Below are 14334 nucleotides of genomic sequence, written 5' to 3' on the forward strand. Positions count from 1 at the left end.
GCCGCGGGATCACTGACGCGTTACAAGAAAATGTGATCGCTTTCCTGGCCTTCTACTTACATGATGAAGGGGGTAAGGGTTCCAGAGCGCCGCGAGGGAGTGCGGATCGCGGATACGGAAGCACCCCTGCCCGTTCCGCACCCCATTTTTTGCACTGGGCGCGGCAAACGGCCGGAGGATTTGGGCTTGGCGGAATCGATCCTGATCACCGGTGGTGCGGGCTTCATCGGCCGGTACGTGTCGCGCGCGCTGCTGGACCGCGGCGACCATGTGCGAATCCTCGATAGCTTCATCGAGCAGGTCCACGCGGATCGCGGCGCGGACGGGCTGGATTCCGAGGTGGAGGTGGTGCGCGGCGACGTGCGCGATCCCGAGGCCGTGGCGCGGGCGCTGAAGGGCGTGGACAAGGTGGTCCACCTCGCGGCCGAGGTCGGCGTCGGGCAGAGCATGTACGCGATCGACCGCTACGTCTCCGTCAACGACCACGGCACGGCGGTGCTGTTCCAGGCGCTGATCGACAACCCGGTGAAGCGCTTCGTCGTCGCCTCCTCCATGTCCGTCTACGGCGAGGGGCTGTACCGCGACGCCGACGGCAATTTGGTGGAGGACGCGGTGCGCCGCCCCCGCAGCGGCCCGGATGCCCCCTGGGACCCGACGGATGAGAAGGGCCGGCCGATGGTGCCGGTGCCGACGCCGGAGTGGAAGCGGACGAATCTCGCTTCCGTCTACGCCATCAGCAAGTACGTGCAGGAGCGGCTGACGCTGACCGTGGCCCCCACCTACGGGATGGAGGGCGTCGCGCTGCGGCTGTGGAACGTGTACGGGGCGGGGCAGGCGCTCTCGAACCCCTATACCGGCGTGCTCGCGATCTTCGCGGCGCGGCTGCAGAACGACCAGCCGCCGATGATCTTCGAGGACGGGCTGCAGCGGCGCGACTTCGTGCACGTGCAGGACGTGGCGCGGGCCTTCCTCCTCGCGCTCGACCGGCCGGAGGCGGCGGGCGGGGTCTACAACATCGCCAGCGGCGTCGACCGCACGGTGCAGGACGTGGCGGCGGACCTGGCGCGGGCCATGGGCAAGAACATCGCGCCGGAGATCGCGGGCAAGACCCGCGCGGGCGACATCCGGCACAACATCCCCGACATCACCAAGGCCCGGCAGGAGCTGGGCTACGAGACGCAGCACCTGGACTTCACCGCCGATCTCCGAGAGCTCGCGGAGTGGGTGGCCCGCCAGCAGGCGCAGGACCGCGTGAGCCAGGCGCGGAACGAGCTGGAGTTGCGGGGGCTGGTGGCGTGAGCGGGGGGGCGGCGCCGTCCTCTCCGGCTATCAATGGCAGGCAGCCGGTTCTCGTCACCGGCGGCGCGGGCTTCATCGGTTCCAACCTCGCGGACCGGCTGGCCTCCGAGGGCCATGACGTCCTGATCTACGACGCGCTCTCCCGCCCCGGCGTGGAGACGAACCTGGCCTGGCTGAAGGAGCGCCATCCCCGGCGCATCTCCTCCGTCACGGCGGATGTGCGGGATTCGGCGGCGCTGGCGGCGGCGGCGGGGCAGGCCTCGGCCGTGTTCCACATGGCGGCGCAGGTGGCCGTCACCACCAGCCTCGTCGATCCGCGCGAGGATTTCGACATCAACCTCGGCGGCACCTTCTCGCTGCTGGACGCCCTTCGGCGGCGGGGCGGGCAGGTGCCGCTGGTCTTCGCCAGCACGAACAAGGTCTACGGCGACCTCGCCGACCTGGAGTTCGTGCTGGAGGACCAGGCCTATGTTCCCGCCGACTCCTCCGTGCGCGCGAACGGCATCGGCGAGGAGCGGCCGCTGGACTTCCACACGCCCTATGGCTGCTCCAAGGGTGCGGCGGACCAGTACGTGCTGGATTTCGGCCGCTCCTTCGGCGTGCCCACGGCCGTGCTGCGGATGAGCTGCATCTACGGGCAGCGGCAGATGGGCACGGAGGACCAGGGCTGGGTCGCGCACTTCCTTCTGCGCGCGCTGCGGGGCGAGCCGATCAGCATCTACGGCGACGGCTACCAGGTGCGCGACGTGATGGATGTGGGCGACGCGGTGGATGCCTACCTCGCGGCGTGGCGGAACATCGGAGCCGTGTCCGGCCGGGCCTTCAACCTCGGTGGTGGGCCGGCGAATGCGGTCAGCCTGCGCCAGCTCCTCGCCCATATTGGGGACCTGACCAACCGCAGGGTGGAGACGCAGTACTCCGACTGGCGCGCGGGCGACCAGCGCTACTACGTCTCCGACACCGCCCGCGCGGCGCGCGAGCTGGGCCTGCGCCCGGCCCGGCCCTGGCGGGAGGGCGTCGCGGCGCTCGCGCAGTGGCTGCGGCAGGAGCGCGTGGCGCCGGAGCCCGCCAGCGCGTGACGGCGCTGCCGAAGGGCATGCGGCTGCTGATGACGTCGGATGCCGCCGGCGGCGTCTGGACCTATGCGCTCGATCTGGCCGAGGGGCTGGCGGGGCAAGGCATCGAGGTGGTGCTGGCGGTGCTCGGTCCGGCTCCTGCGCCCGCGCTGGCGGCCCGCGCCGCCGCGGTGCCGGGCCTCCGGCTCCGGATCACCGACCTTCCGCTGGACTGGCTGGCCGCATCGCCCGGGGAGGTTCTGGACGCCGCCTCGGCGATCGCCGAGCTGGCGCGGACGGAAGGGGTGGACCTGATTCACCTCAACAGCCCCGCCCATGCGGCGGGGGCCACCTTTCCCGTGCCGGTGGTGGCCGTTTCCCATTCCTGCGTCGCCACCTGGTGGGACGCGGTGCGGGGCGGGGAACTGCCGGAGGACTTCGCCTGGCGCACGGATCTGGTGCGGCGCGGCATGCTCGGCGCCTCGGCCCTGGTGATGCCCAGCCGCGCCTTCGCGGAGGCCACCGCGCGCCGGTACGGCCTGCCGAGGCCGCCCGTCACCGTCTACAACGGCCGCCGCGCCGCGCCGGCGGTGGAGCCCGCGCCGGACGCACCGCCGCTCTTCGCGCTGACCGCGGGGCGGCTGTGGGATGAGGGGAAGAACCTCGGCACCCTCGACCGTGCGGCCGCCCGGCTGGACCTGCCCGTCCTGGCCGCCGGCGATCTGTCCGGCCCGAACGGGGCGCGGGTGGAAGCGCATCACCTTCGCCCCCTCGGCCAGCTGGGCGGGGCGGAACTGGCGGGGCTGCTGGCCTGCCGGCCGATCTATGTTTCTCTCGCCCTGTACGAGCCTTTCGGCCTAGCCGTGACGGAAGCGGCGCAGGCGGGCTGCCCGCTTGTCCTGTCGGACATTCCGGGTCTCCGGGAGTTGTGGGAGGGTACGGCCCTCTTCGTTCCGGCACGGGACGAGGAGGCGGCGGCGGAGGCGATCGAGCGGCTGTCGGTGAACCCGGCGGAGCGCGCCCGGCTCGGTGCCGCTGCGCGCGATCGTGCGTCGCGTTACACGGTGGAGGCGATGGTGCAGGGCATGCTCGGGGTGTATCGGGGCGTCCTGGCGCAGGGGATCGCTGCTTGAAGCTCGTCTATCTCACCCACTCGCTTGCCTCCTGCTGGAACCATGGCAACGCGCACTTCTTGCGCGGCGTGCTGCGGGAGTTGACCCTGCGCGGGCACGAGGTGCTGGCGCTGGAGCCGCATGGCGCTTGGAGCCTGGAGAACCTGCTGCGCGACCATGGCGAGGCGGGCCTCGCGGCCTATCGCGCCAACTACCCGGAGCTGTCCGCACGCGTCTTCACCTCGGACGCCGAGGCGGAGGAGGCGGTGGCGGACGCCGACGTGGTGATCGTCCATGAGTGGAACGAGCCCGCCCTCGTCGCCGCCATCGGGCGCCTGCGCCGCAACGGGGCGCGCTTCACGCTGCTGTTTCACGACACGCATCACCGCGCTGTCTCCGACCCGGAGGCGATCCGCACCTTCGACCTGGACGGGTATGACGGCGTGCTGGCCTTCGGGGAGACCCTGTCCGAGGTCTATCGTGGCTGGGGTTGGGGCGGGCGCGTCTTCACTTGGCATGAGGCGGCAGACACTCGGCTGTTCCACCCGCCGGCGGAAGAAGGCCCGCGCGAGGGGCTGGTCTGGATCGGCAACTGGGGCGATGGCGAGCGCAGCGCGGAGCTGGAGAGCTTCCTGTTCCGCCCCGCGCAGCGCGTGGGGATGCCGCTGGAGATCTACGGCGTCCGCTATCCGGAGGAGGCGCTGGCGACGCTGGCCCGCTACGGCGTGGACTACCGGGGCTGGCTGCCGAATGCCCGCGCGCCGGAGATCTTCGCGCGGCACCTCGCCACCGTGCACGTGCCGCGGCGCTTCTACGTCCAGATGCTGCCGGGCATCCCCACCATCCGCGTCTTCGAGGCGCTGGCCTGCGGCATCCCGCTCGTCTCCGCGCCCTGGCAAGATTCCGAGAACCTGTTCCGCCCCGGGCAGGACTACCTAACGGCTGGGGATGAGGAGGAGATGGTGCGCCACCTCTCCGCCCTTCGGAACGATTCGGCGTTGCGCGCATCACTGGTAAGGAGCGGTCTGGAGACGATCCGCGCCGGCCACAGCTGCGCGCACCGCGTGGACGAGTTGCTGGGGATCCTCGCGCAGCTCGGGGCCGCACCGCGGCCGCTGGGGGATGCGGCGTGAGCGCGGCGCTGAAGATGACGCAGGACGAGATCCGGCGCCGCGTGGAAGCGCTGGGCGAGTGGTTCCACGACATGGACCTGGGCGGCGTTCGCACCGCGCCGAACCATTTTCTCTGGGGCTATCCCGAGAACAAGTTCAAGCACTTCTCCCACGTCGTTCCCGCGGACCTGACGGGGAAGTCGGTGCTGGACATCGGCTGCAACGCCGGTTTCTACAGCCTGGAGATGAAGCGGCGCGGGGCCGCGCGCGTGCTGGGCATCGACAGCGACGACCGCTACCTGGCGCAGGCGCGGCTGGCCTCCGAGGTGACAGGGCTGGAGGCGGAGTTCCGCAACCTCTCCGTCTATGAGGTGGGCGCACTGGGCGAGCGATTCGACCTCGTGATCTTCATGGGCGTGCTCTATCACCTGCGCCACCCGCTACTGGCGCTGGACCTGATCCATGAGCACGTCGCGGGCGACCTGCTGCTGTTCCAGTCCATGCAGCGCGGCGCGGCGGAGGCGATGGTGCCGGAGGACGACTACCCGTTCACCGAGACGGCGCATTTCGACGAGCCGGCCTACCCGAAGCTGCACTTCATCGAGAAGCGCTACTCGAACGACCCGACCAACTGGTGGGCGCCGAACGCGGCGGCGGCGGAGGCGATGCTGCGCTCCGCCGGCTTCGCGATCCTCGAGCACCCGGAGCAGGAGGTCTATCTCTGCCGCCGCGCCGAAGCGCCCTGGGGCGCCGGCGCCGCCTATCCTGTGAGGGGACCGCGCGCATGATCGAAGCCGCGATGATCTGGAACGAGCCGAACAACAAGTCCCACTGGGACCCGGAGGTCGATCCGGGCTGGGAGAAGTTCGGCCACATGGTGAAGCTGGCCGGCCGCGCCATCAAGGAGGCGAACCCCGCCATCCCGCGCGTGCTCGGCGGCATCTCGCCCATCGACCACACCTTCATCCAGAACATGGCCATGCGCGGCGCCATGGACGAGATCGACGTGGTGGCCGTGCACGGCTTCCCGCTGGACTGGAATCTCTGGAAGATCGACGAGTGGCCCGCGAAGATCGACGAGATCCGCGCAGTGACGGACAAGCCGATCTGGGTTAGCGAGGTCGGCATCTCCACCTTCGGGGCGGAGGAGGTGCAGGTCTTCGGGCTGAACCGCACGGCGGAGCTGCTGATCGGCCGCGCGCCGCGCATTCACTGGTACAGCCTGTACGACCTGCCGCAGTCCTGGGGCGCCACCACGCGCCACCGTGAGGCGGAGGGCTCCTCCTACTACCGCCATTTCTACATGGGCCTGCTGCGCGAGGACGGATCGCCCAAGCCCTCCATCGAGCACTTCCCGAAGCACGCACCCGCCATGGGCCTGTGCCAGTGGTTCCACTTCGAGGACCCGCGTCTGGACGATGCGGTGGCCTGGATGAAGCGCCTCGGCGTCACCTATCTCCGCACCGGCCTCTCCTGGGCGGACAGCTTCCGGCCGAACGCCCTGGACTGGTTCGATCGGCAGATGGAGGCGCTGGCGGATTTCGACGTGACCGTGACCTTCTGCTTCACGCCGGAGCACCGGGGCATCGCCCCGCACCACACCAGCGCGCCGCAGGTGCCGGAGGAGTTCGCGGAGTTTTGCGCCTCCATGATCCGGCGCTACGCCCCGGCCAAGGCGAGCGTCGCGGCCTGAGAAAAGGCCGGGGGAGAAGGAATTCTCCCCCGGACCCCTCATCTTTTTCTTCAAGGCTGCCGCGGGCGGGTTGCCACGGTGCGCCAGGATCATCCCGATGAGCGAGACGATGCGCGCCGCGGTCCTGACCGGACCCGGCAAGGTCGAGGTGCAGAGGGTGTCACGCCCGGAGCCCGGGGCCGGGCAGGTGCGGCTGCGGCTGGAGGGCTGCGGGGTCTGCGCCTCCAACCTCACCCCCTGGTCCGGCCCGGACTGGATGAAGTTCCCGACCGAGCCGGGTGACCTTGGCCACGAGGCCTGGGGCACGGTGGACGCGCTGGGGGAGGGGGTGCAGGGCCTCTCCATCGGCCAGCGCGTCGCGGCGCTGACCTATCGCGGCTATGCGGAGTACGACATCGCCGACGCGGTGAACGTGGTGCCGCTGCCGGAGGGAATGGCCGGCCAGCCCTTCCCCGGTGAGCCGCTGGGCTGCGCCATGAACATCTTCCGCCGCAGCGGGATCGAGGCGGGGCAGACGGTCGCGATCATCGGCATCGGCTTCCTCGGCGCCATCCTCACGCGGCTGGCCACCAATGCCGGCGCCCGCGTCATCGCCATCTCCCGCCGGCCCTTCTCGCTGGACCTCGCGCGCGACATGGGCGCGGTCGAGACGATCCCGATGGAGGACCACAACGGCATCATCGGACGCGTGAAGGAGCTGACGGGCGGCACTTTCTGCGACGTGGTGATCGAGGCGGTGGGCAAGCAGTGGCCGCTCGATCTGGCCGCGGAGCTCTGCAAGGAGCGCGGGCGGCTGATCGTGGCGGGCTACCACCAGGACGGGCCGCGGCAGGTGAACATGTGGCTGTGGAATTGGCGCGGCCTGGACGTGATCAACGCGCATGAGCGCGACCCGAAGGTCTACGTACAGGGTATCCGCGACGCGGTGGCGGCGATCGGGGCCGGGGTCTTCGATCCCAATCCGCTCTTCACCCACGACTATCCTTTGGAGCGCCTGGACGCCGCGCTGAACGACACGCGCGACCGGCCGGACGGCTTTCTCAAGGCGGTGGTGCGCTTCGCATGAACAAGCCGCGCCTGGGTTTTCTCGGCGTCGGCTGGATCGGCCGGCACCGGATGGCCGCCATCCTCGAGACCGGCGCGGTGGAGGCGGCCGCAATCGCCGATCCCTCGCCGGAGATGGTGGCGGAGGCGGGGAAGCTGGCGCCGGGCGCCAGGATCGTCTCCGGCCTGGATGAGATGCTGTCGCTCGGGCTGGACGGTGTGGTGATCGCCACTCCCAGCGCCCTGCACGCAGCCCAAACGATCCAGGCCCTGCGGGCAGGCGCGGCGGTGTTCTGCCAGAAGCCGCTCGGCCGCACGGCGGAGGAGGTGCGCGCCGCGGTCGATGCCGCGCGCGCCGCCGACCGGCTGCTGGGCGTCGATCTCTCCTACCGCTTCACGGAGGGGATGCGCCGCATCCGGGACCTGGCGGCGAGCGGCGAGCTGGGCCGGATCTACGCGGCCGATCTCGTCTTCCACAACGCCTACGGCCCGGACAAGCCGTGGTTCCGCGATCCGAAGCTCTCGGGCGGTGGCTGCGTGATGGATCTCGGCGTCCACCTCGTGGACCTGGCGCTCTGGCTGTTGGACTTCCCGAAGGTCACCTCCGTCTCGGGCGCCCTCTTCGCGGGTGGCGAGCCGCTGGCGGGGCGCACGGACCGGGTGGAGGACTATGCGGTCGCGACCATCGGGCTGGAGACGGGCGCGGTGCTGCGCCTCGCCTGCTCCTGGAACCTGAGCGCGGGGCAGGACGCGGTGATCGCCGCGGAGTTCCACGGCACGGGCGGAGGCGCCGCGCTGCGGAACGTGAACGGCTCCTTCTACGACTTCACCGCCGAGCGCTTCCGCGGCACCGCCCGCGACACGCTGGCGGGGCCGCCCGACGAGTGGGGCGGCCGCGCCGCGGCGGACTGGGCGGGGCGCCTAGCGGCGGGGGAGGGGTTCGATCCCGCCGCCGAAGGGCTGGTTACCGTGGCCGAGGTGCTGGACGGCATCTACGGCCGCTGATCAGAGCAGCCCGGCCGCCTTCAGCGCCCGGTTGATCGTCGCGCCCGGGTCCATGGCGCCGGCCGAGGCAGGGCCCGAGGACGTGCCAGGAAGCATGCCAGGGAACATGCCCGGGAATGTGGAGGCGGCGGCCCGGGCGGGTTCCGGCGCCGGGCGCGGCGCGGGCCGGGATGCGGCCTGCATCGCGCGCTCCTCCTCCAGCCCCCAGAAGGCCAGGGCGCCGTGGGTGGAGGAGACCCCGACATCCAGCAGGAAGGCACCGGCCTCGCCGCACCTGCCGTCGCCCTCGCCAGGGGCCAGCGGCACGCCGTGCGCCATGCCGGCGATCCGGTGCAACTCCACGCGGGCCGTCCCGTCCGGCCCGGTCCAGCGGCGCCGCAGGTGGCCGCCGTTCCGCTCCTCCGCCGCCGGCGCATCCGCCAGGCCGTGCAGGAACAGCCACTGCTTCGCGCTCTCCTCGGCATTGTCGGGATGGACCGTGTGGTCTGCCTCGCCGTGCCAGATGGAGACGCGCGGCCAGGGGCCCTTGTGTCCGCTGGCCATCCGCACCGATCCGCCGCGCGAGGCGGCGGAGAGAGATTGCGGGCGGGCCATGACGCGCAGCGCCTCGCTCACGCCCAAGGCGCTGCCATGGGGCAGGCCAGCGATGATCGCACCGCCCGCGAAGACCTCGGGATAAGCCGCGAGCATGGCGGCCGTCATGGCGCCCCCGGCGGAGAGGCCGGTGATGAAGACGCGGCGGGGGTCCAGCGCGTGCGTCCGGACCAGGTGATCGATGGCCTGCCGGATGGACAGCACCTCGCCCGCGTCGCGGGCCGTGTCGCCCGCCTCGAACCAGTTGAAGCAGAGGTGGGAGTTGTTGGCCCGCTGCTGCTCCGGTAGCAGCAGCGCGAAGCCCAGGCTGTCCGCCATGGCAGACCAGCCGCAGCCACGGTCGTAGCCGGCAGCCGACTGGGTGCAACCGTGCAGGGCCACCACAAGGGGTGCGCCTGCGGGCAATCCTTCCGGCAAATGGGCCAGCATGCGGAGTGCCCCGGGATTGGTCCCGAAGCCCGAGACTTCCTCCAACCCCCCTTCGTCACCGTGGCCGGCCGCGGCGGTGGCCCGCTGGCGGGCGTTCTGCCAACGGATCAGCGCCGCGAGATCCAGGCGATTGTTCATGGCAGCTGCCCCTTCGAACCGTCCAGCCCTGGCGAAGGCGTCGTCATGCTGCGGTGCAGCACGAGATTGGGTCGAGGGGCCGCCGATGTAAGGCCGCGTCGCGATCGCGGCCGGAAGGCTAGCGGCGGGACTTGCCGCGGGCGATCTCGCGCTCGATGGCCGTGCGCTCGGAGGAACCCAGCTTGCGGGCGATCTCCCGCACGATGGCCTGGGAGACCCGGTGGCGCTTCGCGAGGTAGGCGATGGTCTCCTCCAGCGCCTCGGTCTCCTCCGGCGTGGGGGCGGGCTTGGGCTTGGTCTGCGACATGGCGGTGTTCCGCGACTTGGCGCGGCCCGGGGCGGCGGGGCCGTGCGGACGCCGCCCGTGCGGCGGCGCGGGCGGATCAAGCATCGAGAGGAGCCGGGCGGGAGCCTCCGCGCTCGGGGGCGCGGAAGAGCAGGCGGAGGCTGACGAGTTTGACCAACGTGAAATGGGGTGCCCGGCCCTCCGCGTCAATCGGAATGGTCAGCCCCAGGCGCCCTCGTGCAGGGCCGCGCCCTCCTCCTCCAGCAGCGGCCCGATCACCTCCACGGCCCGCTGGCCGGCGGCGAGGACGGTCCGGCAGGGCAGGTCCAGCGTCGGGTTCTCCGGGTGCTCGCCCGTGATCCTCTTCAGCCGCGCCTCCGACAGGCCGTAGACCACGCGGCCCACCCCAGCCCAGTAGGCGGCCCCGGCGCACATCGCGCAGGGCTCGGCGGAGCTGTAGAGGGTGCAGCTTCGCAGCTCGGCGGGGCGGAAAGCCTTGCTGGCGCGGGTCATCAGCACGCGTTCCGCGTGGCCGGTCATGTCGTGGTCGGGGTGGTAGGCGTTCTCCTGCTCCATCAGCACGCGCCCGTCGCCGTCCACCAGCGTGGCGCCGAAGGGGTGATTTCCGCGGGCCCGGGCACGCCGCGCCACCTCGTAGGCGCCGCGCAGGAACGTTGCGTGGTCGGGTTCGGGCATCCGGGCCTCCTGTGCGGGGCTGGGCCGGGTGCGGGTCAATCCGCCCGGCTGCTGCCCCCGCCCGAGAGGGATTCCACGCGCCGTGCCACGGCGGCCACGCGCGGCCCGATCTCCGCCACCAGCCGCTCCGGCGGCAGCATGAAGGCCGGGGCGCCGCAGTTCATGGCGAGGACCGTGCCGTCCGGCAGGGGAATGGCGGCGCCGGCCGCGTGCACCCGCGCGTTCCAATCGCCCGGCGAGAGGGCGAAGCCGTGGGAGGCGTGCATCGCCGCCGCCTCGTGCAGCCCGTCGCGCGTGCGCGGCCACTCGGCGCCCAGCCGCGGCTCCAGCGCCGCCTCAATCTCCGCGCGCTCCGCCGCCCCGGCCGCGGCGTAGTAGGCGCGGCCCATGGCGGTGACGGCGATGGGGATGCGCGAGCCCACCTCCAGCTGCAGCGCCACGGCCGTGCGCGGGGAGATGTGCTCCACGTAGAGCATGGAGAGCCCGTGCCGGTGGCCGAGCGAGACGGAGGCGTCCGTCTCCTCCGCCAGCCGCCGCATCAGCGGGGCGGCCAGGCGGCGGATGGCCATGTTGGCGAGGGCAAGGTGACCGAGCGGCACGGCGCCGAGGCCGAGCTGGTACTTGCCGTAGCGCGGCAGGTAGGTGAGGTAACCCAGCCGCGTGAGGGTGTGGGAGAGGCGGGAGACGGTGGCGCGCGGCAGCCCGGTGCGCTCCGCCAGCTCCTGGTTGCCGAGGATCGGGTCCTCCGCCCGAAAGGCGTGGAGAATGTCGAAACCGCGAGCGATGGCGGCCACGAACTGCCGGTCCTCGGCCAGGTCGTCCAGATCCTCCGCCGCGCGGCGTTTCCGCATCACCGTTTCCTCAACCCCCGGCTTCCTCAATCCCTGGCGCTTGACCGTGCGGCGGGGCTTCCGATACCTAATCACCAAGACGGCAGAACATATTTTCGCATTGCGGAAATAGATAGTGCAAAAAGCCGGAGAGGAAGCGGGATGCGGCCGGTTCGATCGGCGTTCGGGATGGCTTGGAGCGGCGGCGCGTGACGTCCGCCCGCCCGTGGGAGGCTGTGTACCCGCCGGGAGCGCGCTGGGACGCGCCGCTCGAGATCGGCACGCTCGGCTCCCTGCTGGACGGGATGGCGGAGCGCTGGGCGGATCGGCCCGCGCTGGAGTATCGCGGGCGGCGCATCACCTACGCCGCGCTGAAGCACGCCGCGGATCGGCTGGCGGCGGGGCTGCTGGCCCTTGGGATCGCGCCCGGCCAGGCGGTGGGGCTGCTGCTGCCGAACACGCCCTGGCACCCCATCTGCTTTCTCGCGCTGACACGGATCGGGGCACGAGTGGTGCACCTCAGTCCGCTCGATGCCCGCCGCGTGCTGCACCACAAGCTGACGGATAGCGGGGCGCGGGTGGTGATCGGCACGGACCTGCCGAACCTGCTGCCGCCGGCGCTGGAGCTGCTGGAATCCGGCGTCGTGGACCGGCTGCTGCTCGGTGAGGACGCAGCCTGGGGCGGGGAGGAGGGAGCGGGTGATCCGCGCGCCGTCCCGCTCTCCTCCGTCATGGCAGAGCCCCCCGCGGCGTGGCCCGCTGTCTCGCCGGACGACGTGGCGCTGCTGCAGTACACGGGCGGCACCACGGGCATGCCGAAAGGTGCCATGCTGACGCACGGCAACCTGACCGCTGCCGTCTCCATCTACCGCAACTGGCACGATGCGGACGTGCTGGTACCGGGCGAGCAGCGGGTGCTGGCCGTGCTGCCGCTGTTCCACATCTACGCGCTCACCTCCGTGCTGCTGCGCCACCTGGCGGACGGGAACGAGGTGCTGCTGCGCCCGCGCTTCGAGGCGGAGGCGGTGCTGCGCGACATCGAGACGCTGCGCGTGACCTGCCTATCCGGCGTGCCGACGATCTGGATCGCGCTGCTGAACCACCCCGGCGCCGCCACCTTCGACCTCTCCTCCCTCCGCGCCTGCGTCTCGGGCGGCGCGCCGCTGCCCTTCGACGTGGCGGCGCGGGTGGAGGGACTCCTGGGCCGCCCGCTGCGGATCGGCTGGGGCATGACGGAGACCGCGCCCGCCGGCACGCGCGTGCCCGCCTCCGTCACGCCGCGCCCGGGCATCATCGGCGTGCCGCTGCCGGGCGTGGATATGCGGATCGTGGCGCTGGAGGATCCCGCCCGCGAGATGCCGCCCGGCGAGGCGGGGGAGATGGCGATCCGCGGCCCCAATGTCTTCGTGGGGTACTGGAACAAGCCGGAGGAGACGCGGGCCGCCTTCGTGGATGGCTGGTTCCTCACCGGCGATATCGGCCGGATGGAGGAGAACGGCGTCTTCTTCCTCATGGACCGGCGGAAGAACATGATCATCTCCGGCGGCTTCAACGTGTACCCCGCTGCGGTGGAGAGCGCGATCTACGAGCACCCGGACGTGACGGAGTGCATCGTAATCGGCATCCCCGACGCCTATCGCGGACAGTCCGCCAAAGCCTTCGTCACCCTGCGCCCCGGCGCGCGGGAACTGACTCTGGACGCGCTGAAGGCCTTCCTGCGCGACCGCGTGGGGCGGCACGAGATGCCCGTGGCGCTGGAACTGCGCGAGAGCCTTCCCCGAACCCCCGCCGGAAAACTGATGGCCAGCGCCCTTGTCGCCGAGGAGCAGGCCCGAGAGAACCAGGGAACCAACGCATGACCGACGCCGTCATCGTCTCCACCGCGCGCACGCCGATCGGCAAGGCGCATCGCGGCGCCTTCAACAACACCCACGGCGCGGAGATGGCATCCCACGCCATGGTCGCCGCCATGGACCGCATCGGGCTGGAGCGGGACGCGGTGGAGGAGGTGATCCTCGGCTGCGGCTACCCGGAGGGTGCGACGGGCGGCAACATCGCCCGCCACTCCGCGATCCGCTCCGGCATTCCCGTCTCCTCCTCCGGCCAGACGGTCAGCCGCTTCTGCGCCTCCGGCCTCGAGGCGATCGCCGCGGCGGCGAAGCGCATCATCGTGGACAAGGTGCCGGTGGCACTGGCGGGCGGGGTGGAATCCATCTCCCTGGTCCAGCCCACGGTGAACCGGAACCACTACCGGAACGCCTGGCTGGAGGCGAACAAGCCCTCCATCTACGACGCGATGATCGACACGGCGGACCTGGTGGCGGAGCGCTACGGCATCTCCCGCCAGGCGCAGGACGAGTTCTCGCTGGAGAGCCAGCGCCGCACCGCCGCCGCCCAGCAGGCCCGCCGCTTCGACGACGAGATCGTGCCGATGACCGCCACCATGAGGGTGACGGACAAGGCCACGGGCGAGGTGCGGGAGGAGACGATCACCCTCTCCAAGGATGAGGGAAACCGTCCCGACACCTCGCTGGAGGGGCTGCTGAAGCTGAAGCCGGTGAAGGAGGGCAAGTTCGTCACCGCCGGCAATGCCAGCCAGCTCTCGGATGGCGCCAGCGCCTCCGTGCTCATGTCCGCCGAGGAGGCGGCGCGGCGCGGCCTGGCCCCGCTCGCGATCTTCCGCGGCTACGCCACAGCCGGCTGCGAGCCGGAGGAGATGGGCATCGGCCCGGTCTTCGCCGTGCCGCGCCTGCTGCAGCGCCACGGGCTGACGGTGGATGACATCGACCTGTGGGAGCTGAACGAGGCCTTCGCCTCCCAGTCCATCTACTGCCGGGACAAGCTGGGCATCGATCCGGAGAAGGTGAACGTGAACGGCGGCGCCATCTCCGTCGGCCACCCCTTCGGGATGAGCGGCGCGCGGCTGGTGGGCCACGCGGTGCTGGAAGGGCGCCGGCGCGGGGCCAGGTATGCGGTGGTGACCATGTGCGTCGCCGGTGGCCAGGGCGCCGCCGGCCTCATCGAGATTGCGTAAGGAGAGC

Annotated in this window: 14 protein-coding genes; 10 read left to right on the forward strand and 4 right to left on the reverse strand. The window is 71.4% G+C overall.

Annotated features, from left to right (window positions below):
- Nucleotides 1-186: 186 nt before the first annotated feature.
- From VQH23_RS14820 to VQH23_RS14855, 8 genes are all read left to right on the forward strand, one after another.
- The gene (locus VQH23_RS14820; protein WP_338661508.1) at nt 187-1299 is read left to right on the forward strand and encodes an NAD-dependent epimerase/dehydratase family protein; all 1113 of its coding nucleotides are present in this window, start codon (nt 187-189) and stop codon (nt 1297-1299) included.
- Nucleotides 1296-2378: an SDR family NAD(P)-dependent oxidoreductase gene (locus tag VQH23_RS14825; RefSeq protein ID WP_338661509.1), complete on the forward strand. Its 1083-nt coding sequence runs from the start codon at nt 1296-1298 to the stop codon at nt 2376-2378. Before VQH23_RS14820 ends, VQH23_RS14825 begins: the two co-directional genes overlap by 4 nt.
- A complete protein-coding gene (locus VQH23_RS14830; RefSeq protein ID WP_338661510.1) occupies nt 2375-3487 on the forward strand; it encodes a glycosyltransferase family 4 protein in 1113 nt (370 codons plus the stop codon). Before VQH23_RS14825 ends, VQH23_RS14830 begins: the two co-directional genes overlap by 4 nt.
- The gene (locus VQH23_RS14835) at nt 3484-4599 is read left to right on the forward strand and encodes a glycosyltransferase (RefSeq protein WP_338661511.1); all 1116 of its coding nucleotides are present in this window, start codon (nt 3484-3486) and stop codon (nt 4597-4599) included. The genes VQH23_RS14830 and VQH23_RS14835 overlap by 4 nt, the downstream gene beginning before the upstream one ends.
- Nucleotides 4596-5366 (forward strand): TIGR04290 family methyltransferase, encoded by a 771-nt coding sequence (locus tag VQH23_RS14840; RefSeq protein WP_338661512.1) that lies wholly within the window; start codon nt 4596-4598, stop codon nt 5364-5366. Before VQH23_RS14835 ends, VQH23_RS14840 begins: the two co-directional genes overlap by 4 nt.
- The gene (locus VQH23_RS14845) at nt 5363-6271 is read left to right on the forward strand and encodes a glycosyl hydrolase (protein ID WP_338661513.1); all 909 of its coding nucleotides are present in this window, start codon (nt 5363-5365) and stop codon (nt 6269-6271) included. The genes VQH23_RS14840 and VQH23_RS14845 overlap by 4 nt, the downstream gene beginning before the upstream one ends.
- Nucleotides 6272-6368: 97 nt before the next feature.
- Nucleotides 6369-7337: a zinc-binding dehydrogenase gene (locus VQH23_RS14850; protein ID WP_338661514.1), complete on the forward strand. Its 969-nt coding sequence runs from the start codon at nt 6369-6371 to the stop codon at nt 7335-7337.
- Complete coding sequence (locus VQH23_RS14855) at nt 7334-8320, forward strand: Gfo/Idh/MocA family oxidoreductase (protein ID WP_338661515.1); 987 nt, start codon at nt 7334-7336, stop codon at nt 8318-8320. Before VQH23_RS14850 ends, VQH23_RS14855 begins: the two co-directional genes overlap by 4 nt.
- On the opposite strand, the gene VQH23_RS14860 is transcribed toward VQH23_RS14855, so the two are convergent.
- From VQH23_RS14860 to VQH23_RS14875, 4 genes are all read right to left on the reverse strand, one after another.
- Nucleotides 8321-9481, reverse strand: a complete 1161-nt coding sequence (locus VQH23_RS14860) for a PHB depolymerase family esterase (RefSeq protein WP_338661516.1) — start codon at nt 9479-9481, stop codon at nt 8321-8323.
- Between the two features lie 118 nt (nt 9482-9599).
- Entirely contained in the window at nt 9600-9788 is a 189-nt protein-coding gene (locus VQH23_RS14865) for a hypothetical protein (protein ID WP_338661517.1), read from the reverse strand.
- A gap of 198 nt (nt 9789-9986) precedes the next feature.
- Complete coding sequence (locus VQH23_RS14870; protein ID WP_338661518.1) at nt 9987-10463, reverse strand: nucleoside deaminase; 477 nt, start codon at nt 10461-10463, stop codon at nt 9987-9989.
- Nucleotides 10464-10498: 35 nt separating this feature from the next.
- A complete protein-coding gene (locus VQH23_RS14875) occupies nt 10499-11314 on the reverse strand; it encodes an IclR family transcriptional regulator (RefSeq protein ID WP_338661519.1) in 816 nt (271 codons plus the stop codon).
- A gap of 188 nt (nt 11315-11502) precedes the next feature.
- Between VQH23_RS14875 and VQH23_RS14880 the strand changes: the two genes are divergently transcribed.
- The gene (locus tag VQH23_RS14880) at nt 11503-13152 is read left to right on the forward strand and encodes an AMP-binding protein (protein ID WP_338661520.1); all 1650 of its coding nucleotides are present in this window, start codon (nt 11503-11505) and stop codon (nt 13150-13152) included.
- Nucleotides 13149-14327: an acetyl-CoA C-acyltransferase gene (locus tag VQH23_RS14885; RefSeq protein ID WP_338661521.1), complete on the forward strand. Its 1179-nt coding sequence runs from the start codon at nt 13149-13151 to the stop codon at nt 14325-14327. Before VQH23_RS14880 ends, VQH23_RS14885 begins: the two co-directional genes overlap by 4 nt.
- Nucleotides 14328-14334: the final 7 nt, after the last annotated feature.

Origin of the sequence: Pararoseomonas sp. SCSIO 73927, from assembly GCF_037040815.1 — a bacterium.
Taxonomy (GTDB): Bacteria; Pseudomonadota; Alphaproteobacteria; order Acetobacterales; family Acetobacteraceae; genus Roseomonas.